The organism is Nocardiopsis sp. NPDC057823 (genome assembly GCF_042797335.1).
Classification (GTDB): Bacteria; Actinomycetota; Actinomycetes; order Streptosporangiales; family Streptosporangiaceae; genus Nocardiopsis; species Nocardiopsis changdeensis.
Genome location: NZ_JBHVLR010000006.1, coordinates 120,519 through 145,026, shown reverse-complemented (window position 1 = coordinate 145,026; position 24,508 = coordinate 120,519). Strand labels below are relative to the sequence as shown.

The following is a 24,508-nucleotide window of genomic DNA, read 5'->3' as shown; positions in this document are numbered from 1 at the left end:
TGCGGAAACCGCGATCCCACCATAGCCGGTCCGTGCCGTGCGCGCACACTGCCGGTGCGTAACACCTGGGCCACGGACGGCCGACTCGTGAGAGTTTACGGGTTCCCCCGCGCGCGGCCAAACCGATTACCCGCCGCCCGGTCCCGGCCCACCCCGCCACGGGCGCGGCCTCGCATGACACCATGGACGGCATGACCAACCGACCCCGTGTCTCTGCACGCATCAGCGCCATCTCCGAGTCCGCCACCCTCGCCGTGGACGCCAAGGCCAAGGCCATGAAGGCGGAGGGCCGTCCCGTCATCGGCTTCGGCGCGGGGGAACCGGACTTCCCGACTCCGGACTACATCGTGGAGGCGGCCGTCGCCGCCGCCCGCGAGCCGAAGTACCACCGCTACACCCCGGCCGGCGGCCTGCCCGAGCTGAAGAAGGCCATCGCCGAGAAGACCGCCCGCGACTCCGGCTACCAGGTGGAGCCCGCCCAGGTCCTGGTGACCAACGGCGGCAAGCAGGCCATCTACGAGGCGTTCGCCGCCCTGCTCGACCCGGGCGACGAGGTCATCGTCATCGCCCCGTACTGGACCACCTACCCCGAGTCCATCAAGCTCGCGGGCGGCGTGCCGGTCTACGTGGTCACCGACGAGACCACCGGCTACCTGGCGAGCGTCGAGCAGCTGGAGGCGGCGCGCACCGAGCGCACCAAGGTCCTGCTGTTCGTGTCCCCCTCCAACCCGACCGGCGCCGTCTACCCGCGCGAGCAGGTGCGCGCCATCGGGCAGTGGGCGAACGGGCACGGCCTGTGGGTGCTCACCGACGAGATCTACGAGCACCTGGTCTACGGGGACGCCGAGTTCTCCTCGCTGCCCGTCGAGGTGCCCGAGATCGCCGACCGCACCGTCATCGTCAACGGCGTCGCCAAGACGTACGCGATGACCGGCTGGCGCGTGGGGTGGGTCATCGGCCCCAAGGACGTCGTCAAGGCCGCGGGCAACCTCCAGTCGCACGCCACCTCCAACGTCGCCAACGTGTCCCAGGCCGCCGCGATCGCCGCCGTCTCGGGCGACCTGGCCGCCGTCGAGGAGATGAAGAAGGCGTTCGACCGCCGCCGCCGGACCATCGTGCGGATGCTCAACGAGATCGACGGCGTGTTCTGCCCGGAGCCGCAGGGCGCGTTCTACGCCTACCCGTCGGTCAAGGGCGTGCTGGGCAAGGAGATCCGCGGCCGCCGTCCGCAGACCTCCGCCGAGCTGGCCGAGCTGATCCTGGACGAGGCCGAGGTCGCGGTGGTCCCGGGCGAGGCCTTCGGCACCCCGGGTTACCTGCGCCTGTCCTACGCGCTGGGCGACGAGGACCTGGCCGAGGGCGTCAGCCGCATCCAGAAGCTGCTGGCCGAGGCCCGGTAGCCGCGCGCACACCGCCGTACGGGCCCGTCCGGAGCGTTCCGGGCGGGCCCGCGGCATGTGCAGCGCATCACCGGGGAAGTGGACGGCTCCGGCACCACGGGCGGCCCGGATACGGCAGGCTTGGTTCATGGAGACACCCATCACCGGCCGCCGCTTGGACCGGCTGCCCAAGGCCCATCTGCACCTCCACTTCACCGGGTCGATGAGGCACTCCACACTGGTGGAGCTCGCCGAGAAGCGGGGCGTGCACCTGCCCCAGGCCCTGGTGACCGAGTGGCCGCCCAGGCTGCGCGCCACCGACGAGCGCGGCTGGTTCCGGTTCCAGCGCCTCTACGACATCGCGCGCTCGGTGCTGCGCGAGCCCGACGACATGTACCGGCTGCTGCGCGAGGCGGCCGAGGACGAGCGGGAGGCCGGCTCGGGCTGGCTGGAGATCCAGGTGGACCCCAGCGGGTACGCGGCGCTCTTCGACGGGCTGACCGCCACCCTGGAGCTGGTGCTGGACGCCGCCCGGGCCGCCGAGCGCGACACCGGGGTGGGGGTCGGCGTCATGGTGGCGGCCAACCGCACACGGCACCCGCTGGACGCCCGCGCGCTGGCGCGGCTGGCCCGCCAGTACGCGGGCCGCGGCGTGGTGGCGTTCGGGCTCAACAACGACGAGCGGCGCGGGCGGGCCCGGGAGTTCGAGGCGGCGTTCCGGATCGCGCGCCGGGCCGGGCTGCTGTCGGCCCCGCACGGCGGCGAGCTCCAGGGGCCGCTGAGCATCCGGGAGTGCCTGGACGAGCTGGAGGCCGACCGGGTGGGGCACGGGGTGCGGGCGATCGAGGACCCGTACCTGGTGGAGCGGATCGCCACCCAGGGGGTGACGCTGGAGATCTGCCCGACCTCCAACGTGGGCCTGGGGGTGTTCAACGAGCTGGAGCACGTGCCGCTGCGGCGGCTGTTCGACGCCGGGGTCCCGATCGCGCTGGGGACCGACGACCCGCTGCTGTTCGGTCCGCGCCTGGTGGAGCAGTACCGGATCGCCCGCGAGGTGTTCGGGTTCACCGACCCGGAGCTGGCCGAGCTGGCGCGGATGTCGATCCGGGGCTCGGGGGCGCCCGACTCCCTCAAGAAGGAGATGCTGTCCGGGGTCGAGTCCTGGCTGGCGGACGACCCCGGACAGCGGGACTGACCGCCGGGTCAGGCCAGGAGCATGAGGACGCCCTGGCCGACCATGACCGCGCCCGCGACGAAGAACAGGGACGCGGCGCCGATCCGGACGGCCCGCTCCGGGAGCTTCCTGCCCAGGACGGCGCCGAGGACGATGGCGATGGCGTCGGCGGCGACCATGCCGACGGTGGAGCCGATCCACACCGGCAGCCAGTCGTACTGCGTGCCCACCGCGATGGTGGTGAGCATGGTCTTGTCGCCCAGCTCCGCGATGAAGAACACCGTGAAGACCGTGACGAACGCGGACTTGATGCGCCGGGAGGCGGCGCGCTCCTCGTCCTTGGCGGACATCTCGTCGCCGCGCAGCGTCCAGGCGCCGAAGATCAGGAACGCGATGCCCGCGACCAGGGTGATCCAGTCGGTGGGCAGGGACGCGCCCAGCACCTCGGCGATGAACACGCTCGCGATGTGCACGACGGCGGTCGCGGCGGTGATGCCGAGGATGACGGTGAGCGCGCGGTAGCGGGTCGCCAGTGACATGGCGACGAGCTGGGTCTTGTCGCCCATTTCGGCGATGAAAACGGCCAGGGCGCTGAATCCGAGGCCCGCGAGAAATGCCGTCATATGTCCTCTCCCTCGTGGCGGTCTGGGCGGAAGGGAGCGGATACGCCCCTTCGACCCGGTCGTGGTGATGGCCGGGTCGAAGGTCTCGTCCGCCCTGATGACCGCCCCTCCGGCGGGGAGGGAGGCATGCCGGGGCCCGCGTGACCGGGACCACAGGGGGTCCAGTATGTCGACCACGCGATCGGGGACTACTCCCCTTCGACGTGTCCGACCCTAGGACAGAATGGACGGGATTCGCAATTCATGGATCTGGCGAATTCACTGCGGAGGCGGGTCGAATAACGGTGTTCGGCCCGCCTCACTTTTTTATTCGATTCGGGTGCGCCTTTTCTTCGGCGGTGCTTCCGGCCGCCGGGCCGCCGGTGGCCTCACTGGACCAGCGCGGTGTGCGAGTGGCTCCCGCCCGGGTAGAGGAGGGTGGCGGTCGGGTAGGGGAAGGTCCCGCCCGGGAAGCGCGGGCAGACGTAGATCTGGAGGTTGTCGTTGTCGCCGATCTGGGCCCCGACCGGGTTCCCCCACCAGGGGCCGCGCGCCGTGAGGAGGTCCCGGTCCTCGTGCGGGACCCAGCCCGTGCGCTCGGAGTCCCACTCCTGCGAGGCGACGGTCAGCAGCGGGACCACCGTGTCGCCGCAGTGGGGGCAGAACCGGACGACGGGGTCGGTGCGGCCCCACGGGGGCCAGCCGCCGAACTTCCAGCCGGGGGCCCGGGACAGCTCGTTGATGTAGAACCTCTGGGGCTCGTCCTCGTAGGACGCGTCCACCGGGGCTCCGGCCGCCCGCCAGGCGTCCGGGTCCTCCAGCCGCCGCTGGAGCCCAGCGTCGAGGTCGAGGTGGTCCGGGTACTCGGTGACGGCCTCCGGTGAGAGCACGCAGGGCCGCGGGACGTAGGGGTCGTAGTCCTCGTCCTCCTCCGGCCCGGGCTGCTCGGTGCGGACGTCGGTGACGTCGGCGGAGGCGCGCCAGAACACCTCGGTCGAGGGCTTGTAGTCATTGATGTGCTCCCGGGGGCACCACAGCACCTGGAGCAGGTCGGCCCGGCCGAACCCCGCCATCAGGGGCACGTCGCGCGCGTACAGCTGGACGAGGGGGAGCATCGGGGCGGGCGGGCCCTCGTGCCAGCGATCGCAGAGCGGCCACGGCTGGCGGGCGGGCCACAGCAGCGGCCCGCCGACCGAGCTGTCGTGGGGCGTCGGGGACCCGGGGCGGGGGTGCAGCCGGACCGCCGGACGCGCCAGCGGCCCCAGCTCGGGGAAGACCGCCGCGACGTCGAGCGGCCGCGGCGGGGTGGTACGGGTGGTGTGCATGGTGCCGATGATCGCAGCGCCCTGCGACCGTTCGCCCGGCCCCTCCCCGGTCTCCTAGAGGGAGACGCCGACCATCACGGGCTCGTTCACCAGGCGCACGCCGAAGGCCGCCTCCACCCCGGCGCGGACCTCGCGGGCCAGGTCCAGGAGGTCGGCGGTGGTGGCCCCGCCCCGGTTGGTCAGGGCCAGGGTGTGCTTGCCGGACAGCCGGGCCGGGCCGGAGCCGTAGCCCTTGCCGAAGCCGGCGCGGTCGATGAGCCAGGCCGCGGACAGCTTGACGCGGCCGTCGGCGTCGGGGTGGGCGGGCACCGGGACGTCCGGGCCCAGACGCTCGGCGGCGCGCTCGCGGACCGCGGCGAACTCCTCGGCGGTGACGACCGGGTTGGTGAAGAACGACCCGGCGCTGCGGGTGTCGGGGTCCGCGGGGTCCAGGACCATGCCCTTGCCGCGGCGCAGGCCCAGGACGGTCTCGCGGGCGCTCTCCATGGGGACCCGCTCCCCCGCCTCGACCCCCAGGGTGCGCGCGACCTCGGCGTAGGCGACGGGGCGGCTGAGCTTGCCGCGGTGCAGGGCGAAGACGACCTCGCACACCACGTACCGGTCGTCGCCCTTGAAGACGCTGTCGCGGTAGGTGAACCCGCACTCGGCGGCCGACAGCACCCGGCGCACGCCCTCGCGCCGGTCGTACACCAGCACCTCCCGGACGGTCTGGGAGACGTCCTGGCCGTAGGCGCCGACGTTCTGGATGGGGGTGGAGCCGACCCGGCCGGGGATGCCGGAGAGGAACTCCAGGCCGTTGAGGCCCTCGGCGACGACCCGCTCCACCAGCGGGTCCCACTCCACTCCGGCCTCGGCGCGCAGCAGCACCACGGGCTCGCCGGTGGCCGGGTCGGTCGTGCCGTCCTCCTCCAGGGACACGCCCTGGGAGGCGACGTGGACCACGGTGCCGGGGAACCCCGTGTCGGCGACCACCAGGTTGCTGCCGCCGCCCAGGACCAGCACCGGCTCGCCGGCGGCGTCGGCCGCGGAGACGGCCGCGACGAGGTCGTCGGTGGACTCGACCCGCCGGTAGGACCGGGCGGGGCCGCCCAGCCCGAGGGTGGTGTGGTCGGCGAGGCGGACGGCGGACGGCTCGGTGTGTGCGGACACGGGGTGTTCCTCCTGCTGCTGCGGCCTCAGGCCAGGCGGACGACGGCGGTGGAGCGGGCCAGGACCTTGGCACCGCCGGAGCGGGCGCTCAGGGCCACGGTGACCGTGCCGTCGTCGTGCTTCTTCTTGACGGTGCCGCCGACGGAGATCTCGGCGCCCTCGTCGTCGTCGGGGACCACGACGGGCGCGGAGAAGCGCACCGAGTAGTCGACGACGGAGCCGGGGTCGCCGGTCCAGTCGGTGATGAGGCGGGCGGCCTGGGCCATGGTGAACATGCCGTGCGCGATCACGTCGGGCAGGCCGACGGACTTGGCGAAGCGCTCGTTCCAGTGGATGGGGTTGAAGTCGCCCGACGCCCCGGCGTAGCGGACCAGGTCCAGGCGGCGGACGGTGAAGGTCCGCTCGGGGATCTCGGTGCCGACCTCGACGTCGGCGTGGCGCAGCTTGCTCACTGTCGCGTTCCTCGGATTGTGGGGGCCGGTGGTCTACTCGCCGCGGACGACGAGCATCATGCCCGCCGTGACGACGTGGTCGCCGGAGGCGTCGGTGGCGACGGTCTCCAGGGTGAGCAGCTCGTTGCCGCCCAGTGCCTTGACGTCGGTGATGCGTGTGACGGTGTCGAGGACGTCGCCCGCGACCACCGGGCGGCTGTAGCGGAAGCCCTGGTCGCCGTGGACGACGCGGGAGAAGTCGACGCCCAGCCCGGGGTCGGCGATGGCCTGGGCGGAGCCCGCCATGCCGAGGATGACGGGGAAGGTGGGGGGTGCCACCACGTCGGCGTATCCGGCGGCCTCGGCCGCGGCCGGGTCGGTGTAGACGGGGGCGGTGTCGCCCACGGCCTCGGCGAACTCGCGGATCTTGACGCGGGTGACCTCGTAGGCCTCCGGAGCCCGGTACTCCCGGCCCACGTAGTCGGGGTTGATCGCCACGCTCTGCCTCTCCTGAAAGGTGCCCTGGGACGCGAACGGCCCGGTGAGCGATTCGCTCACCGGGCTCGAAGTCTATGAGAAGCCGTGCTCCTCACGCGCGGTTCGATCGACCGCAACGGCTCACGCGGACCTAGCGGGTCTCGCGGTGCTCGTTGTGCTTGCGGCAGTTCGGGCAGAACTTCTTGATCGTGAGCCGGTCGGGGGTGTTCCGACGGTTCTTGCGCGTGATGTAGTTACGGTGATTGCACTCCTGGCAGGCCAGGGTGATCTTCGGCCTCACGTCGGTGGCAGCCACGTCGGAGTGCCTTTCTCGTGGAAGACGGACTTGGTGTTGCAGTGCACCGAGGGTGAACACTGCGAAGTCCCCGCCTCGACCCCTGGTGCACACTGTGTGGTGTCCAAGGGTCGGCGAGGTGGTAGCGGAGGCCGGACTTGAACCGACGACACAGCGATTATGAGCCGCTTGCTCTACCGACTGAGCTACTCCGCCCCGATCGGAGGGGAGGTTTCCGTGGTGTTCGGAACCGCCCCGGTCGGCCGGCGGAGATCCACCGGCCACCCACCTGAGTGGACCGGACCTCATCAAGTGGTGGAGCCCCTTTACGGAATCGAACCGTAGACCTTCTCCTTACCATGGAGACGCTCTGCCGACTGAGCTAAAGGGGCGCGCTGCCCGGGTTCCCGCTCCGTCGTTCCGGCCTTTCGGCCCGGCCCTCCGGGGCGTTCCCCCTTGCGCTGGTCATGACTATACATGGGTTGGGGGGTGCTCTGCCAAATCGAATGCGGCCCGCCCCGGAGCGGTCCGCCCGCCCCCCGTCCGGAGGCCGCGAAACCCCTGTACGGCAGGGGTTCCCCGGGGTCCGGGAGGCGCGCGCCGACCGTCCGGGAGGACCCCGGATGTGACGCGCGCCGCGCGCTCAGTACCGGTCGGAGCCGTCGGAGACCCACACGTTGGACATGGCGTCCCGGTTGATGGTGCGGATGGTGGCGGGCAGCCCCAGCCGGCGCAGGGCGTCGGGCAGCCGGGTGTCGTGCGTGAACACCACCAGCTGGCGGTGGCGGCCCACCTCCGCCAGGACGGCGGACAGCCCCTCCACGGTCTCGGTGTCCATCGCCTGGACCGGGTCGTCCAGCACCAGGAACCCGAACGGGTTGCCGTCGACCAGGGTGCGCGGCAGGCAGATGGACAGCGCCAGGGCCTGGAACTCGCCCTGGCTGAGCAGCCCCGGGGCGCTGGTCTGGTCCCCGACGCCGTCGACCGTGACGTCCACCTCGACCCGGCGGCGGGCGCCGCGCCCGATCAGGCGCATGCCCCGCAGGTCGATGTGGCGTTCCTGGCGGAGCCGGAACCACACCTGTTCGGCCTGGCCCGCCACCGGGCCCAGGCGCTCCTCGCGCAGCAGGCGGGCCTGCTCCGCCAGCCAGGTGAGCGCCGCCTCGGCCTCGGCCAGGGTGTCGCGGGCGCCCAGCGCCTCCTTGGCGTCGTCGAGCCAGGCGCCCAGCCGCTCGGCCTCCTCCGCCCAGCCGCCGGTGGGGTCCTCCAGGCGTTCGGAGGCCTCCCGGCGGGCGCTGACGGCGGCGGCGCGCAGGCTCTTGCCGACGGTCTCGATGTGGTCGGCCAGTTCGCCCAGGTCGGTGATGGTGGCGCCCGACTCCCACAGGGACCACACGCGTCCCAGCTCGCTGTCGGGCGGCAGCCAGGAGGGGGCCGGGGCCATGAGGAACCGGGCCTGGTCGCGGGCGGCTTCGGCGCGCTCGTGGGCGGCCGCGGCCGGGGCCGCCTGCTGGCGCAGGACGCGCAGCCGGGCCTGGGCCCGGCGGACCCAGTCCGAGCCCAGCGCGCCGGGGGTGTCGCAGGTGGGGCAGGTCGTCTCCCCCGGGTGGCGCTGGTGGTGCTCGATGGCCTCCTCCAGCAGGCGCACCACCCCGTAGGCGTGGTCGTTCTTGTTGCCGGCCGCCATGGCCAGCTCCATCGAGGCGCCGCGCAGCTCGTTGACGACGTCGGTCATCACCACGCGCTCGGGCACCGACAGGCGGCGCAGGCGGCGCATCACCACGTGCAGGCCGGGGTCGCTGGGACCGTCGTCCTCGGCCAGGCGGCGCAGGGCGTCCAAGTCCAGGCCGGGGCCGGTGAGGAGTTCCGCGGCCCGGGCCGCGCGCGGGTCGTCGCAGGCGTGCAGGGCCTCCAGCAGCCGGGGCAGCTCCCGGGAGGGGCGGTCGCGGCGCTTGGCCAGGGAGTCGCAGAAGCGCGCCAGGCGGCGCTCGGCCTCCGCCAGGCCGGTGAGGCCCAGCAGGGCCGTGAGGGTGTCGTACAGCTCCGCGGAGCGCCCGGAGACGGTGCGGCCCAGCTCGTCGTAGGACAGGAACGGCCGGTAGCGGACCAGGTCCTCGCCCCAGTCGAGGGCCCGCAGCGGCGCGGAGGTGCCGTCCGGGCGGATGATCTCGCCGCGGGCGGAGCGGACGCTGTCCCCGGTCCAGCGGCGGGTGATCCGCGTGGGCGCGTCGTCGCCGGCGATGAGGATGTCGACGGTCGCCTCGGTGCTCTCGTCGTAGTGCAGGTTGCGCCAGCCGTCGCGCCAGCCGGTGGGCATGGCGTCCCAGCGGGGGTTGCGGCCGGTGAGCGCGGCCTCGGCGGACTCGGCGAAGCTGGACTTGCCCGAGCCGTTGCGGCCGACGATGACGGTCAGGCCCGGCCCCGGGGGGAAGGCCAGCTCGGCCGGGCGGCCGATGCCGCGGAAGCCCTGGACGCGGATGCGGGTGAGGTAGGCCCGGCGGACCCGGTCCGGCGTCCGCGGGGCCGGTGACCGCGGCGGGGGCTCGGGCACCGCGTGCCCCTGGGCGCGGGCCTGGAGCGCCTCCTCGCCCCACAGGGCGGCGGTGACCCAGGAGTGGACCCCGCGGGGCAGCCCCGACCGTGCCAGTGCGTCCATGAGGACCGCGGCGGTGGGGTCGTCACCGGTGGCGGCCTCGGCGCGGTCGCCGGTCTCGATCCCCTCGGGCACCCGGGTCATTGTCGTACCCCATCTGTCGTCGTTCCTGCACAAGCAGACTAGGACAGCCCGCACGAGAACCGCCCGTAAAGGTCGGTACCCGGTGGTCGGAGCACCGCCCGGGGGCGTCCCCGGGCGGTGCCGCGGCCGCGGGCCGTCCGGTGGGGACGGCGGCGGGCGACGGGCGGGCCGGGGCGGAGCGGGGGTCCGGGGGGAGCACGGCTACACGCCGACCAGGCGGCGCCTGCTGCCGTCCCAGGTGAAGTGCAGGGTGGCGATGCCCGGCACGTTGGGGTCGCGCAGGCATTCGTAGATGTTGAGGCTCGGCACGCTGGCGAAGCAGCCCCAGACGCGTTCGGAGGTGAGGACGAAGTCCAGGTCGAGCTCCACGAGCAGGCCCAGCAGGCGGCCGTGCGTGGGCTCGTCCACCTTGGCGAAGGCGTCGTCGAGGAGGATGAGGCGCGGCGCCCAGGGGGCCCGGGCGGCCAGGGCGTCGAAGTGGGCCGCGGCCGCGGCGAACAGCACGAGGTAGGCGACGACGCGCTGCTCGCCCTGGCTGAGGGCGGTGCGGTGGCCCAGACGGCGCTCGTGGCCCGTGGCGTCGGTCACGTAGACCGTGAACGTGAACCAGGAGCGGTAGTCCAGGGCGGCCCGCAGCTGGGCTCCGCCGGTGGCGGTGGGGTCCAGCCGGCGGATGGCCTCGATGCAGCGGCGCAGGGTGTCGCGCAGGCGGGTGGTCTGGACGCGGGTGCGCTCCTCGGCCGGGGTGGCCAGCAGCGGGACGACGGCCTCGATGTCGGCCCCGGCGTCCGGGGCCAGCCGCCAGTCCAGGCGCACGCCCAGGCCGGCGGAGGTCGTGACGTCCTTGAGGACGTCGTTCATGGTCTCGATGAGGGCGCGGGCCTCGTCGATCTGGCGGGCCAGGTGCTCGGCCAGCTCGCCCAGCAGGTGGCGCTCGAAGGCCTCCTCCTCGGCGATGGCGACGGTCTCCGCGGCCCCGGCGACGGAGGCGGCGATGCGTTCGGCGTAGGCCGTGATGTCGCGGGAGCCGTCCTCGTCGTGGACGGTGAGGCGCTTGAGGCCGCGCGGCTCGGTGAGCTCGGTGCGGGTCTGGGCCCAGCCGACGGAGGTCAGGAGCCGGTGCAGCTCCTCGCGGCTGCCCAGGATGGCGCTGTCGTCGACCTCGGGGACCTCCCCCTGTCCGGCCAGTCCCTCCTCCAGGTCGGCGACGCAGTCCCGCAGCAGGGCCAGGCGGGCGTCCGGGGCGGTGGCCGCGGGGTCGGCGGCGGTGCCCGGGCGGGCGGCCAGGAGGGCGGCCAGCGGGGAGTCCGCGGCGGCGCGGGCGGCCAGGCCCGCCGCGCCCAGCAGGACGGTGTCCGGGAGGTCGGGGGCGTCGCCCTCGCCCGGCAGGGACAGGGCCGCGGTGAGGCGGTCGCCCGCGGCCAGGGCGCGGCGGACCTGCTCCGCGCGTTCGGCGGTGGCGGCGTCCAGGCGGGCCTCGGCGCCGACCCTCTCGTCGCGGGCGCGCTGGGCGGCCCGCTCCAGCTCGGGCAGGCGGCGGGCGGCGGCCTCGGCGCGGTCGCGGACCTGGGCGCGGGCGGCGTCGAGCTGCTCGTCGGGGACGCCGCGGGCGCGGTCGCCGAGCTCGATCTGGCGGCGCACCGTGATCATGTCGTCGATGGCGGCGGCGCGCACGTCCTCGGCCAGGACCCGGTCGGCGCGGGCGCTCCGCCAGGCGTCGATGTGGCGCTCGTGGTCGGCCAGGGTCCAGGCCAGGACCTCCAGGTCGCGCAGCTCCGAGGCGATGAGGACGCGCAGGTGGTCCAGGGCGCGCAGGGAGCTGTCGAGGTCGGCGCGGACGGTGGAGAGGCCGTGCTCGTCCGCGGCGCCGCGCAGCCGGGCGCGGATGCCGAGGAGCTCGGTGCGGGCGGCGTCGGCCGCCCCCGCGGCGGTGTCGTGGGCGCGGCGGGCCGCGGCCGTGTCGGCGCGGGCGATGTCCAGGGCGGCCCAGGCGCGGATGAGCGGGGCCGGGTCGGGCAGGTCGCGGGCGACCTCCAGGAGCTCGGCGTAGGAGTTCTCCAGCCCCCAGCGCCGCTCCCCCGCCTCGGCGAGCAGGGCCTCGGCGATGGCGATGCGGCGGTCGGCGTTGGCGGACTGGCGGTCGCGCGCGCGTTTGCGGGCGGCCTCGCCGATGTACTCGGGCTCGCTCTTGAAGTGGGCGCCGGAGGCGACGCCGAGCCGCCAGGAGCCGGACGTGGACATGGCGCTGACGGTGGCGACCGAGTCGTCGCGGCGGTGCTTGGCCTCGCCGCCCTCCGGGGAGCCCGGGGCGGCGCCGGGTTCGGGGATCAGGGCGATGGAGGCGAGCAGGGCGCGCAGGGACTCGTGGCCCACGCCCCGGTCCGGGACGGCCACCGGGACGAGGGCGTCCAGGAGGGTGCGGCCCTTGGCCGGGCGGGCCGGGGTGAGCATGAGGTCCCGGGTGGCCGGGTCGTAGAGGCCGCCGTCGGCGCGGATCCACCCGGTGAGCAGGCCGGAGGCCTCCAGGGCGGCCTCCAGACCCGCCTGCTCGCGGGTGGAGAGGCCGTCGGCGAAGTCGACGGCGAGGTAGAGGGGGACGCCCTCGGAGTCCGGGCGGGGGTAGGTGGCCCAGGCCGGCCGGTCCGGGGCGTGCTCGGTGCCGCGGGCGCGGCGGTCCGCGAGCTCGGCGAGCTCGTCGGAGAGCCGGCCCTCCTCGCCGACGGCGACGTCGCGGCGGGCCCGCAGCTCCTCCAGCAGGGGGTCGACGGCGGCGTGGGCCAGGCGGGAGACGGTGGCCGGGACGGAGGCGTCCAGGACGCGCAGGGAGTCGGTGATCGGCAGCTCGACGCTGCCCTCCAGCCGGTGGACCGCCTCGCCCAGCGCGTGGGCGTGGCTGGAGTCGCGCAGGCGCGCCGCCCAGGCGCGGACGCCGTCGGCGTAGTCGGCGCTGCGGGCGCGCAGGTCGGCGATGGCGTCCTGTTCGCGGGTGTGGGCGTGCTCCAGGACGGCGTCGGCGCTCTCGGCCTCGCTGGTGAGGGCGACCAGGCGGCGGTCCGCGGCGGCCTCCGCGGTGGTGAGGCCGGTGAGCCGGGCGGCCTGGTCGGCGCGGTCGGTGGCGCGGTCGGCGGCGTCGCTGAGGCGGTCGTGCAGACGGCCCAGGTGCTCGCGCAGGGCGTCGAGGTCGAGGCCCTCGACCGGTTCGCGTTCGACCGCCTGCTCCAGGCCCTGGAGGTCCACGCGGGTGGTGCTCTCGCGGGGGGTGTGGACGGTGGCGGTGGTGTCGGGGACGGCGCCCAGGAGCTCGGCGTCCAGGCCGGCGGCGGTGGCGGCGCGGACCGCCTCGGCGTGGGTCTGGCGCAGGGAGTCCAGGGCGCGGCCGATGGCGTCGGTGTCCTCGCCCAGCAGGTCGATGGTGGTGCGTTCGACCCGTTCGGCGTGCTCGGCGGCGACCCAGGAGGCCTCGGCGGCGCGGATGTAGGCGCCGACCGCCGCGTCCAGGGCGCGGCGCTCGCCGGCGGTGGCCGCCTCGGCGGCCCCGCGGGCGCCGTCGAGGGTGCCCTCGTCGGCCGCGGCGGTGTCGCGGGTGCGGCGGACCTGGTCGCGTTCTTCCGCGATGCGGCTCTCGGCGGTGATGAGGTCGTCGAGCTCGGCGCGCAGCCGGTCGGTCTCGGCGGTGCGCTCGGCGCAGGCGTCGAGCTGCTCGCGGACCTCGGCGACGCGGGCGCGCAGGGAGCCGACCAGGTAGGCGCGGTAGTCGTCCAGGAAGGCGGAGACGCCGTCGCCCGCGGCGGTGAGGGCGTCCTTGTCGGCGCGGGCCTGCTCCAGGTCGGCGATGTTGCGGGCGACCTCGTCCAGGACGGACTCGTCCATGGGCGGCAGCGCCTCGGAGAGGACGCCGACCAGCTCGCCCGCCTCCAGGCGGTCGCCGATGGTGGGGCGGCGCAGCCGGTAGAGCAGGTGGATGAGGTTGCGGTAGCGGACGGAGTCGTCGATGCCGAAGAGGTCGCGCATCACCCGGGCGCGGTAGGGGACGGCCGAGGTGTAGCAGTTGTCGGCGCCGATCTCCGAGCGCAGGCGGTCGACCGGCTTGGGCCGGCCGTCGACGACGAGGTCGAGGTCGTGGCCGACGCGGCGTTCGGTGACGAAGAACACGCAGCGGGGGTCGGCGTTCCCGACCGCCATGACCGCCGCGCCCAGGGTGAGGTGGCGGGGCTCGGGGGCGTCCTCGTCCGCGTCCGGGCCGCCGGCCGCGGCGGCCAGCAGGGCGGAGGCGGTGGCGGCGCCGCGGGCGGCGCCGTCCAGGCCGCGGTCGCCGCGGGCGGTGGTGAACTCCACCCACAGGTAGCCCAGGCGGATCGCGGGGGCGCCGTCGGCGCCGTCCTCCGGCTCGCCGGGGGCCTCCTCCTCGGGTTCCTCCGGGCCGCCGAGCAGGTCCGGCCCGGTGTCCTCGGGGTCGGGCAGGCGTCCGGCGCGCGGGTCCTCGGCCATGAGCCAGCGCAGGCTGGTGCGGTTGGTGCCGGTGGTGTCCAGGCGGCGGGTGTCGCCGTCCAGCAGGAACGGCAGGAGCATCTCCAGCGCCTTGGACTTGCCCGCGCCGTTGCGGCCGCGCAGCAGCAGGCGGCCCTCGGCGAATTCGAGGACGTGGTCGTCGTACTGCCAGACGTTGCGGATGCCCGCGCGTTCGAGTCGGTAGCGGGGGGTGGCGGCGGGATCAGCCGTCGCCGTCGTCTCCTGGGTCACCACTGGTCGCGCTCACCTTCTCGTTCGCCACCGCTTGCAGCACGGACGCCACCCGATCGAGGTCTCTCCGGGGGTCGGGGGAGTCTTCTTCCTGACCGGAACCGCTCGTTCGGGCGGATTGTGTCCGGCTGTCATGGTCATTGTCCTGGATTCGGGGGACGCGCTCGTCCGTTTCGGACCCGTAGCGGGCGGCCGCCGCGGCGAGGCTCCAGGCCCCGGGCGCGCCGCGGAGCAGGCCCAGCCCGGTCAGCAGGTCCAGCACCAGGGCGCGCATCCGGTCGGGGTCGGGGACCTCGGGTCCCGCGGTGCGGGACCACTCGGCGCGTTCGGGGGCGTCCGCGCCGCAGAACACCGCCAGGGCGGCGTCCAGCTCCCGGTCCGGGACGGCGACGGAGGTGACGGGGCGGCCGGGGTGCAGGCGGCCGGAGAGGTGGCGGACGAGGGCGAGCGCCGCCTGGCCGACGGGGTCGTCGGAGGGGAAGCCGTCGGCCTCGTCCGGCAGGACGAGGGCGACGCCCTCGGCGCGGACCTCCACGTCGCAGCCCAGCAGGTTGCCCAGGGCCGCGGCGGCCCGCCACTGGTGGGCGGCGAGCCGGTCGCGCTGCCGGCCGGGGAGGTCCTCGCGCAGGACGACGGCGGTCTCGGCCAGGAGGCGGCGCAGGGCGATCTCGCCCTGGTTGTCGCCGTCGGGGTCGACGACGGACGCGGCGGCGAGGAAGGAGTCGGGGTCGTCGGCGGCCCTGGGCGGGTGCGCGACGACCGCGCGGACGACGCGGGTGTGCGGGACCAGCCGGACGTCGGCCAGGGCATCGGCGCGGTGGTCGGCGATGCGGCCCTCCGCCTCGGTGAGGGCGCCCAGGCCGGCCAGGAACTCCAGGGCCGCGCAGAAGGCGCGGCGCTCGCCCAGGCCGCGGGCGGGGTCGGCGTCGACGCCCGCCTCGTAGGCGGCCTCGCGGACCCGGCCGGCGAGCTCCCGGACGCCGATGGGGCCGGTGTCCTCGACCAGCACCGCCAGCGTCAGAGCCAGGTAGGTGTGGGTGCGCGGGGTGAAGGGCGCGCCGGTGGGCCGCGTCAGCGGCGCGGGCGCGCCGGGTCCGCGCTTGACGAGCCGGGCGTGGTCGTCGGCGACGGTCAGGCGGTACCCCAGGACGCGGTGGAAGCGCTGGATGAGCCATTCGGCGTGCGAGCGGACGAGGGAGAGCTCCGCGGGGTGGGTGCGCTCGGTGAGCAGGGGGCGCGCCATGAGGGCGCGCGCCGCCGCCTGCCGTTCACCGATGAGCGCGGTGTCCTCGCTGTGGATGTCCGACTCCATCACCCCCACGTCCCGGTCCGCGGCCGTTCCCGGCCGGGGCCGGCCGGTCCGGTGCCCCGGTCCTCGTCATCGTCGTTTCGGACCACGGGCAGCGCCCCGGTGGGCGGGTCCACCGCGATCCCCCCGGGCGGGGTCGCCGTCCGCGGCCGCGGGTCCTCCCCGGCGTCGGGGTCTCCGGCGGCGCCCGGGTGGCCGCCGGGCGGTACGGAGGCGTCGGGGTCCGGGCCGGGCCGGGGGCCCTGGACCGCGGGGAAGCCGTGCGGGGGCGTGGGCGCCTCGTCGTCCGGGGCCGCCAGGGGCAGGCCGCCGGGCGGGGTCGGTGTGTCGTTACCCGACGGCGCGGGCGGTGCGGGTGCCCCGGACGGCACGGGCGCCCCGGGGTGCACCGGTGTCACGGGCTGCGCGAACGGCGCAGAAGGCTCGGATGTCACGGGCGGCGCAGGTGATGCGGGGTGCGCAGGCGGCGCAGAAGACGCAGTCGGCTCGGATGGCTCGGGCTGCACGGACGGCGTGGGCGGGTTCGGCGGCCGGGGGGGCGCCGGGGGTTCCAGGAGTCCCGCCGGGATCTCGTGCTGCTCGTACGGGGTCACGCACAGGCGCAGGCCCTCGAGGGTCAGCTCGCCGCCCTCGCCCTGGACGACCACCTCGTACCCGGGCGCGGAGACCACGTGCAGGCGCAGGGCGAACTCCAGGTCGCCCGCCGCGGTGGGGCCGCGGCCCGCGTCGCCGGAGCCGAGCGCCGCGGTGAGGAGCTCCATGAGCACCTCCATGCCCGCCCCGGACAGGTCCAGGCGCGCGCGCGGCCCCGTGGGCCGGGCCAGCAGCGCGCGGACCTGGGCGGCGCCGGCGCGCCGCCAGTGGGCCGACGACTCGGCGGCGTCGCGCAGCCGGGCCTGCTGCGCGCGGTGGTCGCGGACCGGCTCCGGCGGCCGGGTGCCCGGCCGCTCGGTGACGGTGCTGCGGTCGGGTTCGGCCTGCCACCACCCCGTGGTGGCGGCGACGCCCTCGTCGACCCGTCCCCTCAGGTGGCGGGCCGGGTACAGGGCGTAGGCGGCCGCGGCCAGCGCGTCGGCGCGCTCCGGCCCGGCGTCCTCGAACCACGAGGCCAGGCGCAGCAGCGCGGCGCGGCCGTGGCGTGGCGCCGGCCGTTCGCCGCCGCTTCGTTCGTCGTCCGCGCGGTCATCCGCCCACTGGTTGAGTCCCACACCTCAGCAGGGTAGAGACCTCGGGGACGGCGCACGTCGGGTTCTCCCCCTCAGCCCCCTCGAATCACCGCTGGTGACCTGGGATTATGGCTGTTTGAGGAACTTTGGCATCATTCTCGCGGGCACTCCCGCCCGGGTGTTCCCGGTCACTCCTGGGCCGGGTACCCGAGCCGGCCGCCGTCGGCGTCCTCCAGTGCCCGGCGCACCTCGTCGGTCATGTCCTCGTCGTACTCGGTGATCGTGTAGGTGGTGAAGTAGCGGGTCCCCCCGACGTCGACCGGGTCGCCCAGCTCGACCTCCACCTCGTACGGGTCGTTCTGGCACCCCTGCTCCATGCACCAGGTGCCGAGGAGGTCGCCCTCCCCCCGCGCCCGGTCCTGCGACCACTCGTCCCACTCCATCCCGGAGAAGGTCGTGAACTCGGTGGCGACGTACTCGGTCGGCCTGCGGTCGTCGAACCCCTGCTCGTCCCCGTACCGGTTGAGGACGTACGCCCCGGTGCCGTCCGTCGGGGCCTGCGCCGTCGGCTCCTGCGGGGTGGCGCTCGGGGCCGCCCCCTCCTCCGGCTCCTGTGCCCTCTCTCCCCCGCACCCGGCGACCGCCGCCGCGACCGCCGCGGCGGCGACCCACGGTCCGATGCCCCGCATGACCCCTCCTCGTTGCGACGAGGCCCCCCGGCTCGCGCCGGGGGGCCTCTGGATACCGCTCTTTCCCGTCAACGGGGCTCGGGCCCCGCCGTCACCACAGGGTGGTGACTAGTTGTAGCCGTTGCCGCCATCGCGGTCGTGGCTGACGTTGGTGCTCGCCGGGCCGTTGACGCAGTCGCCGGTGGTCTGCGGCGACAGGATCGGCACGTTGGCCCCGACCAGGCCCACCGCCAGCTCGGTGTTGCAGAGCTGGATCGGGACGAGCTGCAGGTTCTGGTTGAACTGCTGGTCGCCACCGTGGGAGGCGGACGCCGGGGACGCGGCGAGGACCGCACCGAGCGCGATGCCTGCGACCGCACCGGCGATCGAGAACTTGCGCAGCATGGCGGTACCCCCTAGTCGATGTTGGTGCTGACCGGGCCGTTGATGCAGTCGCCGGTGGTCTGCGGCGACAGGATCGGCACGTTGACACCGGCGAGCAGGCCGACGGCCAGCTCGGTGTTGCACAGCTGGACCGGGATCGCCTGCAGGTTCTGGTTGTACTGCTGGTCACCGCCGTGGGAGGCGGAGGCCGGGGTGGCGAACAGCGCGGCGCCCAGGGCGATCCCCGCGACGGCGGTCGTCGTGACGAGCTTGCGAAGCATTTCGGGATCTCCTAGTCGATGTTGGTGCTGATCGGGCCGTTGACGCAGTCGCCGGTGGTCTGCGGCGACAGGACCGGGATGTTCACGGCGACCAGGCCGACGGCGGCGCTGGTGTTGCACAGCTGGACCGGAACCGCCTGCAGGTTCTGGTTGTACTGCTGGTCGCCACCGTGGGAGGCCGAGGCCGGGGTGGCGACGAGAACGGCGCCGAGAGCGGCGCCCGCGACGAGGCCGGCAACGCCGAGCTTACGCAGCATTGAATTACCTTTCGAAAAGATTTGAGGCAAGATCGCAGTCGGGCTATTGCCGGAACTAGCTGATGTTGGTGCCGATGGGGCCGTTCACGCAGTCGCCGGTGGTCTGCGGCGACAGGATGGGCACGGTGACGGCGACCAGACCGACGCTGCCGGTCAGGTTGCAGGACTGGATCGGCACCAGCTGGAGGTTCTGGTTGAACTGCTGGTCACCGCCGTGCGAAGCGTGCGCGGGAGCTCCGAGGAGGAGCGCGCCCATCGCGGCACCGGCGACCAGGCCAGCAGCGGCCATCTTCTTGATCATGACTTCCCCCGGAAATCGTCGAGGTGTTGACAGAAAAAGACGCAGGCGCTTCTTGCACCTGTGTCGCGGTGGACTGTGGCAATCATCAACGGCCCCCCGTTTTTTGTCAACGCCGAAACCCCCGGAACGCAATTGTCCATTTTGTCGGGAGAATTCTTTTTGCCGGTCCGGCGAATCCTTTTTTTGGTTCCTTTTCCGACACGCCGCCCCGAGGGCGTTACCCGGCCGTGTCCCGTCCGCTATAGAGCCGCGACCGACCGAATCCCGTTCACCCTGAGTGATGGAACCGTAACGACCGGTTCGTCCGCGTTCCGAAGCCGTTGTGTGATCCGGCTCTCATCCGCGCGTTCGGAGCGGGGGAAGGTCCGGAAACGCGACGGGGCCCCGACACCTGACGGTGTCGGGGCCCCGGTCCCAGTGTGGCAGGTCAAGGATTCGAACCTTGGAAGGCTAAGCCGACGGATTTACAGTCCGCTCCCATTGGCCGCTCGGGCAACCTGCCTGGGCTGCGACTTCGCGGTTCCGCGCGTCGCATGAACGAGAATAGCGGATGTTCCCCCCGAACCTGAAATCGGTTTCTCCGGCGTGCCCCGGTCCGCCCCTCGAGCGCCCCGAACCGGGTCCCCACTAAGCTCTGGGACCATGCCCGCGCCGCCGCCGGCCGGGTTCCGACCGATCGCGCGGGTGCCCCCGGGCGCCCGCCACCATGACAGACCCAGCAACGGGGTGTGAGAACGTGGCCGCCGAATCCAGCTTCGACGTCGTGTCCAAACTCGACCGCCAGGAGGTCGACAACGCCCTGAACCAAACGGGCAAGGAGCTCTCCCAGCGGTTCGACTTCAAGGGCACCGGGACCACCATCTCCTGGCAGGGCGAGGACGGCATCGAGATCCGCAGCACCTCCGAGGAGCGCGCCTCGGCCGCCCTCGAGGTCTTCAAGGAGAAGCTGGTCAAGCGCAAGCTGTCCCTGAAGATCCTCGACGCCGCCGACGAGCCCAAGATCTCCGGCAAGGAGTACCGCCTGCCGATCGGCCTCAAGGAGGGCATCACCTCCGAGGACGCCAAGAAGATCTCGAAGCTGATCCGCGACGAGGGCCCCAAGGGCGTCAAGGCCCAGATCCAGGGGGACGAGCTGCGCGTCAGCTCCAAGAAGAAGGACGACCTCCAGGCCGTCCAGAACCTCATCAAGGAGAAGGACTTCGATCTGGCGCTCCAGTTCGTGAACTACCGCTAGACCGCTGGTCCGTGTTCTCCGGGCCTCCGGGGCGGTCCTGCGGCCTCCGGGCCCGTGGAACGCCGAACGGCCGCCCCTGGGGGCGGCCGTTCGGCGTTCTGCGGCGTCGGCGGACGGGAGCGGTGTCAGCCCAGGTCCCAGCCCCTGCGGAGGGCGCGCAGCCGCCGCACCCGCTCCGCGGTGGGCGGATGGGCCGCGAACAGCCGCCAGGCCCCCGTGGGGAACGGGTTGGTGGTCATCAGGTGCGCCGCGGGGAGCAGCGTCCGCTGCCGGGGCAGCGGGTGCTCGCGCATGCCCGCCTCCAGCTTGAGCAGGGCCGAGGCCAGCGCCTCCGGGTCCCCGGTGGTCCGCGCCGCCTGCTCGTCGGCCCGGAACTCGCTGCGCCGCCCCGCCCCGGCGCGCACCACCAGGAACGCGACCGGTGCCAGCAGCGCCACCAGCAGCCCGCCCAGCAGCTCGGGGACGTCCATCTCCTCCGAGTCGCCCAGCGGCACCAGGAAGGCGACCGCGCTCAGCGCGGTGATGAGCCCCGTGAGCGTGACGGTCACCGAGCCGGCCAGGGTGTCCGCGGCCTTGATGTGCGCCAGTTCGTGGGCGATGACGGTGCGCAGCTCGCGCTCGTCGAGCGTCTCCAGCAGCCCGGTCGTGCAGCACAGCGCGGCCCGGCGGCCCGTCCCGGTCGCGAACGCGTTGGGCGAGCGGATCGGCGACAGGTACAGCCGCGGCATGGGCTGGCGGGCGGCCGTGGCCGTCTCCCGCACCGTCCGGTACAGGTCGGGCTTCTCGATCTCCCCCACCGGCCGGGCCCGCATGGCGCGCAGCGCCAGCGAGTCCCCGAACAGGTGCACCAGGATCCCGGCGGCCACCACCACCGTCACGGCGAACTGGAACCCCTTGCCGGCGGCGCACAGCCAGCCCGCGAGGAGGAGGACCGCCGAGACGCCGATGAACAGACCGACCGCGCGCGCCGCACCGACGTGCACGCCGCCACCTCCCCGCTCTCTCGTCCCTGTATGTGTACATGGTGATGAACGTGCGGATCGGGGTCCCGCGTTCCCGGTTCGGACGTCCTCCCCGGTCGGCCCCTCCCACGTGGCGGCCGCGGGGCCGGATCCCGGGCACGGCGGCCGCGGCGCCCGCCCTCCGCACCGCCCCCGGCGCACATGTGACAATCGCCACCCGGCCGCGGTCCGCGCCGCCCCGACGACCTATAGTGCGAACGTGGCCCTGATCACTCCCTGCGCGAGGCCGCGGACACCGCTCCGCGTCCGCGCGCGGTCGTGCCTCGCCGCGTTCCCCAGGGTTGGCGCACCCGGTGGACGCGGGGGCCGCACTCCCCGTCCGTGTCCTCGCAGGACCGGGGGGCCGCCCCGCAGCGGTGCGCCCCGGCCGGAGGGCTGACACTCACAAGCGCCGCCGCCCCGACAACCGGCGGCCGAGGAGGTCGTCGATCTCAGTGTCCAAACAGATCGAACAGCTCGACCGCGTCGTCATCCGCTTCGCCGGGGACTCCGGCGACGGGATGCAGCTGACCGGTGACCGCTTCACCCAGGAAACGGCCGCGTTCGGCAATGACCTGTCGACCCTGCCGAACTTCCCCGCGGAGATCCGTGCGCCCGCCGGGACCCTGCCCGGTGTCTCCAGCTTCCAGCTGCACTTCGCCGACCACGACATCATGACCCCGGGCGACGCCCCGGACGTCCTGGTGGCCATGAACCCGGCGGCGCTGAAGGCCAACCTGGCCGACCTGCCACGCGGCGCCACCGTGATCGCCAACACCGACGAGTTCACCAAGCGCGCCCTGACCAAGGTCGGCTACGCCGCCGACCCGCTCACCGACGGAACCCTGGACGGGTTCAAGGTGAGCGCGGTACCGCTGACCTCCATGACGGTGGAGGCCCTGAAGGGCCTGGACATCTCCAAGAAGGACGCCGAGCGCGCCAAGAACATGTTCGCGCTGGGCCTGCTGTCGTGGATGTACAACCGGCCGACGGAGGGCACGACGGCCTTCCTGAAGTCCAAGTTCGCCAAGAAGGCGGACATCCTGGAGGCCAACCTCACCGCGTTCCAGGCGGGCTGGAACTTCGGCGAGACCACCGAGGACTTCGCGGTCTCCTACGAGATCAAGCCCGCCCGGCTGCCCGCCGGCACCTACCGCAACATCACCGGGAACCTGGCCACCGCCTACGGGCTCATCGCCGGTTCGCGGCGGTCGGGGCTGCCGCTGTTCCTGGGCTCCTACCCGATCACCCCGGCCTCGGACATCCTGCACGAGCTGTCCCGGCACAAGGCGTTCGGGGTGCGCACGTTCCAGGCCGAGGACGAGATCGCCGGCGTGGGCGCCGCCCTGGGCGCGGCGTTCGGCGGGGCCCTGGGGGTGACCACCACCTCGGGTCCGGGCATGGTGCTCAAGCAGGAGACGGTGGGGCTGGCGGTGATGACCGAGCTGCCGCTGGTCATCGTCGACGTGCAGCGGGCCGGGCCGAGCACCGGCATGCCCACCAAGACCGAGCAGACCGACCTGCTGATGGCACTCCACGGGCGCAACGGCGAGTCGCCGCTGCCGGTGGTGGCACCGGCCTCCCCGGCCGACTGCTTCGCGACGGCCCTGGAGGCGGTGCGGATCGCCGTCACCTACCGGACGCCGGTGATCATGCTCTCCGACGGGTACCTGGCCAACGGCTCTGAGCCGTGGCGGCTGCCGGAGGTGGCCGACCTGCCGGTGATCGAGCCGGGGTTCGCGACGGAGCCCAACGGGCCCGACGGGGCCTTCCTGCCGTACCTGCGCGACGAGGACACCCTGGCCCGGCCCTGGGCGGTGCCGGGCACCGCCGGGCTGGAGCACCGGATCGGCGGCATCGAGAAGCACGCCGAGACGGGCGACATCTCCTACACCCCGGCCAACCACGACCTGATGGTGCGCACCCGGCAGGCCAAGGTGGACGCCATCGCCCGCGACATCCCCGAACTGGAGGTGGACGATCCCGGCGGGGAGGCCCGGGTCCTGGTCCTGGGCTGGGGCGGCACCTACGGGTCGATCACCGCGGGGGTCCGCCGGGTGCGCCGCACCGGCCGCCGGGTCGCGCAGGCGCACCTGCGCCACCTCAACCCGTTCCCGGCGAACCTGGGCGAGGTGCTGGGCCGCTACGACCGGGTGGTCGTGCCGGAGATCAACCTGGGCCAGCTGGCCCTGCTGCTGCGCGGCCGGTTCCTGGTCGACGTCATCGGTTACAACAAGGTCCGCGGCCTGCCGTTCAAGGCGGAGGAGCTGGCGGGAGCGCTTCAGGAGGTCATCGACCGTGACTGAGCACACGCAGGGGGACGGCGGCTTCGCGGGGCTCCGGCTGGTGCCCAAGACCGACACCGCCTACAAGATGAAGGACTTCAAGTCCGACCAGGAGGTGCGCTGGTGCCCGGGGTGCGGCGACTACGCGATCCTGGCCGCGTTCCAGTCGTTCCTGCCCCAGCTGGGGGTGCCGCGCGAGAACATCGTGATCGTGTCGGGGATCGGCTGCTCCTCCCGGTTCCCGTACTACCTGAGCACGTACGGGGTCCACTCGATCCACGGCCGCGCCCCGGCGATCGCCACCGGCCTGGCCACCAGCCGCCCCGACCTGTCGGTGTGGGTGGTCACCGGTGACGGCGACGGGCTGTCGATCGGCGGCAACCACCTGATCCACGCCCTGCGCCGCAACGTGAACATCAACGTGCTGCTGTTCAACAACCGGATCTACGGGCTGACCAAGGGCCAGTACTCGCCCACCTCCGAGGCCGGCAAGATCACCAAGTCGTCGCCGGTGGGGTCGCTGGACCACCCGTTCAACCCGGTGTCGCTGGCGCTGGGCGCGGAGGCCACGTTCGTGGCGCGGTCGGTCGACTCCGACCGCAAGCACCTGACGTCGGTGCTGCGGGCGGCGGCCGAGCACCCGGGCGCGTCGTTCGTGGAGGTGTACCAGAACTGCCCGATCTTCAACGACGACGCGTTCGAGCCGCTGAAGGACCCGCGGGCCGGGGACACCCGGCTGCTGCGGCTGGAGCACGGCGAGCCGCTGCGCCTGGGCGACGGCCGGGGCGTGGTCGCCGGGGAGTACGGCGGCCTGGAGGTGGTGGACGCGGAGTCCGCGGGCGAGGACCGGGTGATCCGCCACGACGCGCACCGGGAGGACCCGGGGTACGCGTTCGCGCTGTCGCGGCTGGACCGCCCGGCGTTCGAGCACGTGCCGATCGGGGTGTTCCGGGACGTGCGCCGTCCCACCTACGACGACCTGGTCAACGAGCAGATCGCCGACGCCCGCGCCGAGCGCGGCGACGGGGAGCTGGCGGCCCTGCTCGCGGGCGGGGACACCTGGGTCGTCGACTAGGCCGTGTTCTTTCGGGCCCCCGCTCCGGCACGCCCGTCGGCGGGCGGGGGTCTTCGTCCCCGCCCGCGCGTCGCGGGCCCCGGGCTCGCGGCCCCCGGGCGCACAGGAGGGCGTTCGCAGGAACGGCCCCCGGAGACACGACGCGGTCGGCAGCGGCCCGCTTCCGCCTCATGGCGGGGGCGGGCCGTCCGCATTCCCCCGCCGGGGTGTGGCGCACGACCGGGCGCCGGGAGCCCCG

Annotated in this window: 21 protein-coding genes and 3 tRNA genes; 5 read left to right on the top strand and 19 right to left on the bottom strand. The window is 73.8% G+C overall.

Features of this window, described 5'->3' with window-relative positions; genetic code table 11:
* Nucleotides 1-191 precede the first annotated feature (191 nt).
* Together ACFVNO_RS13110 and ACFVNO_RS13105 are read left to right on the top strand one after the other, a co-directional pair.
* Nucleotides 192-1,400: a pyridoxal phosphate-dependent aminotransferase gene (locus ACFVNO_RS13110; protein WP_355262754.1), complete on the top strand. Its 1,209-nt coding sequence runs from the start codon at nt 192-194 to the stop codon at nt 1,398-1,400.
* A gap of 127 nt (nt 1,401-1,527) precedes the next feature.
* Entirely contained in the window at nt 1,528-2,574 is a 1,047-nt protein-coding gene (locus tag ACFVNO_RS13105) for an adenosine deaminase (protein WP_220563415.1), read from the top strand.
* An 8-nt stretch (nt 2,575-2,582) separates the two neighbouring features.
* Here ACFVNO_RS13105 and ACFVNO_RS13100 read toward each other — a convergent pair whose 3' ends face one another.
* The 18 genes from ACFVNO_RS13100 to ACFVNO_RS13015 all read right to left on the bottom strand — a co-directional run bounded on the left by ACFVNO_RS13100 (nt 2,583) and on the right by ACFVNO_RS13015 (nt 19,177).
* A complete protein-coding gene (locus ACFVNO_RS13100; RefSeq protein WP_355262757.1) occupies nt 2,583-3,176 on the bottom strand; it encodes a TMEM165/GDT1 family protein in 594 nt (197 codons plus the stop codon).
* A 368-nt stretch (nt 3,177-3,544) separates the two neighbouring features.
* Nucleotides 3,545-4,480, bottom strand: coding sequence for a hypothetical protein (locus ACFVNO_RS13095; protein WP_378892199.1), 936 nt, complete (start codon nt 4,478-4,480; stop codon nt 3,545-3,547).
* Between the two features lie 54 nt (nt 4,481-4,534).
* Entirely contained in the window at nt 4,535-5,629 is a 1,095-nt protein-coding gene (locus tag ACFVNO_RS13090) for a UDP-N-acetylmuramate dehydrogenase (protein ID WP_355262763.1), read from the bottom strand.
* A gap of 26 nt (nt 5,630-5,655) precedes the next feature.
* Entirely contained in the window at nt 5,656-6,081 is a 426-nt protein-coding gene (locus ACFVNO_RS13085; protein WP_220563419.1) for a MaoC family dehydratase, read from the bottom strand.
* 33 nt (nt 6,082-6,114) lie between these two features.
* Nucleotides 6,115-6,558: a MaoC family dehydratase N-terminal domain-containing protein gene (locus tag ACFVNO_RS13080; RefSeq protein ID WP_220565356.1), complete on the bottom strand. Its 444-nt coding sequence runs from the start codon at nt 6,556-6,558 to the stop codon at nt 6,115-6,117.
* A gap of 130 nt (nt 6,559-6,688) precedes the next feature.
* Entirely contained in the window at nt 6,689-6,838 is a 150-nt protein-coding gene (rpmG, locus tag ACFVNO_RS13075; RefSeq protein ID WP_014910184.1) for a 50S ribosomal protein L33, read from the bottom strand.
* A 134-nt stretch (nt 6,839-6,972) separates the two neighbouring features.
* Nucleotides 6,973-7,048: transfer RNA gene (locus tag ACFVNO_RS13070), tRNA-Met, on the bottom strand.
* 100 nt (nt 7,049-7,148) lie between these two features.
* A tRNA-Thr gene (locus ACFVNO_RS13065) sits at nt 7,149-7,224 on the bottom strand.
* A gap of 251 nt (nt 7,225-7,475) precedes the next feature.
* Nucleotides 7,476-9,569, bottom strand: a complete 2,094-nt coding sequence (locus tag ACFVNO_RS13060) for an AAA family ATPase (RefSeq protein WP_378892194.1) — start codon at nt 9,567-9,569, stop codon at nt 7,476-7,478.
* Between the two features lie 201 nt (nt 9,570-9,770).
* A complete protein-coding gene (locus ACFVNO_RS13055) occupies nt 9,771-14,312 on the bottom strand; it encodes a TIGR02680 family protein (RefSeq protein WP_378892191.1) in 4,542 nt (1,513 codons plus the stop codon).
* On the bottom strand, nt 14,281-15,621 hold the full coding sequence (locus ACFVNO_RS13050) for a TIGR02678 family protein (protein ID WP_355262772.1): 1,341 nt from the start codon (nt 15,619-15,621) through the stop codon (nt 14,281-14,283). The genes ACFVNO_RS13055 and ACFVNO_RS13050 overlap by 32 nt, the downstream gene beginning before the upstream one ends.
* Nucleotides 15,621-16,826 (bottom strand): DUF2397 family protein, encoded by a 1,206-nt coding sequence (locus ACFVNO_RS13045; RefSeq protein WP_378892187.1) that lies wholly within the window; start codon nt 16,824-16,826, stop codon nt 15,621-15,623. The genes ACFVNO_RS13050 and ACFVNO_RS13045 overlap by 1 nt, the downstream gene beginning before the upstream one ends.
* A gap of 146 nt (nt 16,827-16,972) precedes the next feature.
* Nucleotides 16,973-17,473, bottom strand: a complete 501-nt coding sequence (locus tag ACFVNO_RS13040) for a hypothetical protein (protein WP_355262778.1) — start codon at nt 17,471-17,473, stop codon at nt 16,973-16,975.
* Between the two features lie 108 nt (nt 17,474-17,581).
* A complete protein-coding gene (locus tag ACFVNO_RS13035) occupies nt 17,582-17,857 on the bottom strand; it encodes a hypothetical protein (RefSeq protein WP_220563425.1) in 276 nt (91 codons plus the stop codon).
* Nucleotides 17,858-17,868: 11 nt separating this feature from the next.
* Nucleotides 17,869-18,117 (bottom strand): hypothetical protein, encoded by a 249-nt coding sequence (locus tag ACFVNO_RS13030; RefSeq protein WP_378892182.1) that lies wholly within the window; start codon nt 18,115-18,117, stop codon nt 17,869-17,871.
* A gap of 11 nt (nt 18,118-18,128) precedes the next feature.
* Nucleotides 18,129-18,374, bottom strand: coding sequence for a hypothetical protein (locus ACFVNO_RS13025; protein WP_220563427.1), 246 nt, complete (start codon nt 18,372-18,374; stop codon nt 18,129-18,131).
* Between the two features lie 55 nt (nt 18,375-18,429).
* Complete coding sequence (locus tag ACFVNO_RS13020; RefSeq protein ID WP_220563428.1) at nt 18,430-18,675, bottom strand: hypothetical protein; 246 nt, start codon at nt 18,673-18,675, stop codon at nt 18,430-18,432.
* Nucleotides 18,676-19,095: 420 nt separating this feature from the next.
* Nucleotides 19,096-19,177 (bottom strand) — tRNA-Tyr (locus ACFVNO_RS13015).
* Between the two features lie 234 nt (nt 19,178-19,411).
* Between ACFVNO_RS13015 and ACFVNO_RS13010 the strand changes: the two genes are divergently transcribed.
* Nucleotides 19,412-19,909 carry a YajQ family cyclic di-GMP-binding protein gene (locus ACFVNO_RS13010; RefSeq protein ID WP_355262785.1) on the top strand — a complete coding sequence of 166 codons (498 nt, stop codon included), beginning with the start codon at nt 19,412-19,414 and terminating at the stop codon, nt 19,907-19,909.
* A gap of 125 nt (nt 19,910-20,034) precedes the next feature.
* Here the strand turns inward: ACFVNO_RS13010 and ACFVNO_RS13005 are convergent, their stop codons facing one another.
* Nucleotides 20,035-20,892, bottom strand: coding sequence for a M48 family metalloprotease (locus tag ACFVNO_RS13005; protein WP_355262788.1), 858 nt, complete (start codon nt 20,890-20,892; stop codon nt 20,035-20,037).
* 473 nt (nt 20,893-21,365) lie between these two features.
* On the opposite strand from ACFVNO_RS13005, the gene ACFVNO_RS13000 reads away from it, so the two are divergent.
* Nucleotides 21,366-23,216, top strand: coding sequence for a 2-oxoacid:acceptor oxidoreductase subunit alpha (locus tag ACFVNO_RS13000; RefSeq protein WP_355262791.1), 1,851 nt, complete (start codon nt 21,366-21,368; stop codon nt 23,214-23,216).
* A gap of 67 nt (nt 23,217-23,283) precedes the next feature.
* On the top strand, nt 23,284-24,270 hold the full coding sequence (locus ACFVNO_RS12995) for a 2-oxoacid:ferredoxin oxidoreductase subunit beta (RefSeq protein ID WP_255647122.1): 987 nt from the start codon (nt 23,284-23,286) through the stop codon (nt 24,268-24,270).
* Nucleotides 24,271-24,508 lie beyond the last annotated feature (238 nt).

Bases quoted from the DNA above. Each gene is read 5' to 3' on its own strand.
- ACFVNO_RS13035 (WP_220563425.1), bottom strand. From the start codon at position 17,857: ATGCTGCGCAAGTTCTCGATCGCCGGTGCGGTCGCAGGCATCGCGCTC.
- ACFVNO_RS13060 (WP_378892194.1), bottom strand. From the start codon at position 9,569: ATGACCCGGGTGCCCGAGGGGATCGAGACCGGCGACCGCGCCGAGGCC.
- ACFVNO_RS13095 (WP_378892199.1), bottom strand. From the start codon at position 4,480: ATGCACACCACCCGTACCACCCCGCCGCGGCCGCTCGACGTCGCGGCG.
- ACFVNO_RS13050 (WP_355262772.1), bottom strand. From the start codon at position 15,621: ATGGAGTCGGACATCCACAGCGAGGACACCGCGCTCATCGGTGAACGG.
- ACFVNO_RS13020 (WP_220563428.1), bottom strand. From the start codon at position 18,675: ATGATCAAGAAGATGGCCGCTGCTGGCCTGGTCGCCGGTGCCGCGATG.
- ACFVNO_RS13100 (WP_355262757.1), bottom strand. From the start codon at position 3,176: ATGACGGCATTTCTCGCGGGCCTCGGATTCAGCGCCCTGGCCGTTTTC.
- ACFVNO_RS12995 (WP_255647122.1), top strand. From the start codon at position 23,284: ATGAAGGACTTCAAGTCCGACCAGGAGGTGCGCTGGTGCCCGGGGTGC.
- ACFVNO_RS13025 (WP_220563427.1), bottom strand. From the start codon at position 18,374: ATGCTGCGTAAGCTCGGCGTTGCCGGCCTCGTCGCGGGCGCCGCTCTC.
- ACFVNO_RS13110 (WP_355262754.1), top strand. From the start codon at position 192: ATGACCAACCGACCCCGTGTCTCTGCACGCATCAGCGCCATCTCCGAG.
- ACFVNO_RS13040 (WP_355262778.1), bottom strand. From the start codon at position 17,473: ATGCGGGGCATCGGACCGTGGGTCGCCGCCGCGGCGGTCGCGGCGGCG.
- ACFVNO_RS13105 (WP_220563415.1), top strand. From the start codon at position 1,528: ATGGAGACACCCATCACCGGCCGCCGCTTGGACCGGCTGCCCAAGGCC.
- ACFVNO_RS13030 (WP_378892182.1), bottom strand. From the start codon at position 18,117: ATGCTTCGCAAGCTCGTCACGACGACCGCCGTCGCGGGGATCGCCCTG.